The following is a 1,768-nucleotide window of genomic DNA, read 5'->3' as shown; positions in this document are numbered from 1 at the left end:
GGATGAAGAAATTGATGATAGTTCTCTGAATGTGATTAAGGCGAGTCGCAGTGAATCCGCTCAGTCTAAAGAGAGAAAAAAACGGAATCAAGAGAACTTTCCTGTGCATAGTTTTCGGACTTTGTTGGAAGACCTGGGGACAATTTGCTTGAATACAGTAGAGTGTACGATTAGAGAGGGAAGTTATCGTTTTTCTAAGATAACTCGACCGACCCAACTGCAACAAAAAGCGTTAGATTTATTGGGAGTTTCCCTGATTTGTACCCAGTAACGGGGCGCTGTAAATTCTCTTAATCCCTTCTACAGCACAGGTTATGGCCTTTTGTCAACGGGGAAGTCCAGGTATAAGGCGTATTTCCCTTTTCAAAAGGCTGATAGTTTGTCGATATTTTTTGATAACATTCGCCCCATTTATCTAATTTCCAGTCTTTGGCTAGACTGATATTTTTTAAGTATTGCATTGCTCTCAATTACTCCGAAGCTTTATGGCAATCTCACTTTTTATCTTTACTCCCTCACTGTCCATCTCTCCAAAACTTTTCAGTTAACAGAGTATCCACATCCTTCGCAAAAGGACAAACATCAGGAAAACTTGTATCAGGATAATCCTCGCGCACCGACTCCAACGCTTCCCCGTAGGATTCCCCAAAGATCTCGACTAGAAAGCTTTTTAAACTCGGTGAGTATTTAAACTCTTTTTTTAACTCGTTGCGAAAATTCCGGATCTCGACCTCCCATCCCCGATAACAATCCGGGAGAGCGACATAACACCGTTTTAAGAGATGCTCCAGTAAACGAACCAGAAAACTATGAACCGATTTACGCTGACCAATTCCCAAGGATTCCACCTCCTCGATTAAATTGTCCAGATCGATCGCAGCGAAATCTCCGGCTTTTAATCGATCTACTGTTTCGTCGATCCAGAGAGCGAAATCGGTATCGTAGAGCGTTTTCGTGGTTGTTGGTGTCATGCTCACGTCCTCTCGGTATTCTTTCACTATCCTAGCTCAACCGACTCAAAACTTTTTTTAATACTTCCAACTCCTCTAAGATTATAGATATCTTGTGAGAACCAAACTCCGTTTTGCCTTTTGCATGAGTAGAAAACGGGTTTCTCCGAGAAACCCGTTTTCTGTGCGTTACTCACTGAACTTCTCCCATACATATCTACTACAATAGCCGAAAACCCTTATCCATCAGACGACAGATAATGTGTGACTGCACAACAACTTAAGCGGGTGAGGGGAATCGAACCCCTATCATTAGCTTGGAAGGCTAGGGTTTTACCACTAAACTACACCCGCATTTTCTTAGCACTTTCGTTAGCATAACACGAATTGCCGATTTTTACAAGTAGGGATTTTCAGCTTGTGAATCGCCTCTAGATGGTCATAGATCGCCTAAAAATCCCGATCGCTCCTTTTTATCCCCGATTTGGCTAAAAGTTTCTTCCACGCGATCGAGGTCTAGTTGGGAGAAATTATCGATCGCCCAGTTGGACACTCTCTGCATAAAATGGAAGGGGTAGGTATGAGCGATTCCCACCACCTGCATTCCCGCTCTTTTTGCCGCTTCGCAACCAGCAAAAGTATCTTCAATCACCAGACATTCCCAGGGTTGCAATTGCAGATTAAAATTCCAACGATTGAATCTTTCTACGGCCAGTAAATAACCATCCGGTTGCGGTTTACTGGTGCTAATCTCATCACCGGTGACAATGACACTAAAGTAATCCCCAAGGCCCGTCTGTTGCAAGATTGATTCTACT

At 43.0% G+C, this 1,768-nt stretch carries 2 protein-coding genes, 1 tRNA gene and 1 pseudogene; 1 reads left to right on the top strand and 3 read right to left on the bottom strand.

Features of this window, described 5'->3' with window-relative positions; all coding sequences use genetic code 11:
* Positions 1–271, top strand: a pseudogene (locus tag PX484_RS04035) (IS1634 family transposase); the annotation flags it as partial.
* A gap of 244 nt (positions 272–515) precedes the next feature.
* Here PX484_RS04035 and PX484_RS04030 read toward each other — a convergent pair.
* The 3 genes from PX484_RS04030 to PX484_RS04020 form a co-directional block, all read right to left on the bottom strand.
* Positions 516–971, bottom strand: coding sequence for a DUF29 domain-containing protein (locus PX484_RS04030; protein ID WP_287765189.1), 456 nt, complete (start codon positions 969–971; stop codon positions 516–518).
* Positions 972–1,233: 262 nt separating this feature from the next.
* Positions 1,234–1,304: transfer RNA gene (locus PX484_RS04025), tRNA-Gly, on the bottom strand.
* Positions 1,305–1,389: 85 nt separating this feature from the next.
* Positions 1,390–1,768 (bottom strand): HAD family hydrolase (locus PX484_RS04020; protein ID WP_288102935.1); only part of this gene is annotated, 379 nt, incomplete at its 5' end.

The sequence above is a fragment of the Microcystis sp. M49636_WE2 genome (assembly GCF_030065375.1).
GTDB lineage: Bacteria > Cyanobacteriota > Cyanobacteriia > Cyanobacteriales > Microcystaceae > Microcystis > Microcystis aeruginosa_C.
Note: the sequence above shows the minus strand (reverse complement) of the source record. Positions and strands in the feature narration are given on the sequence as shown.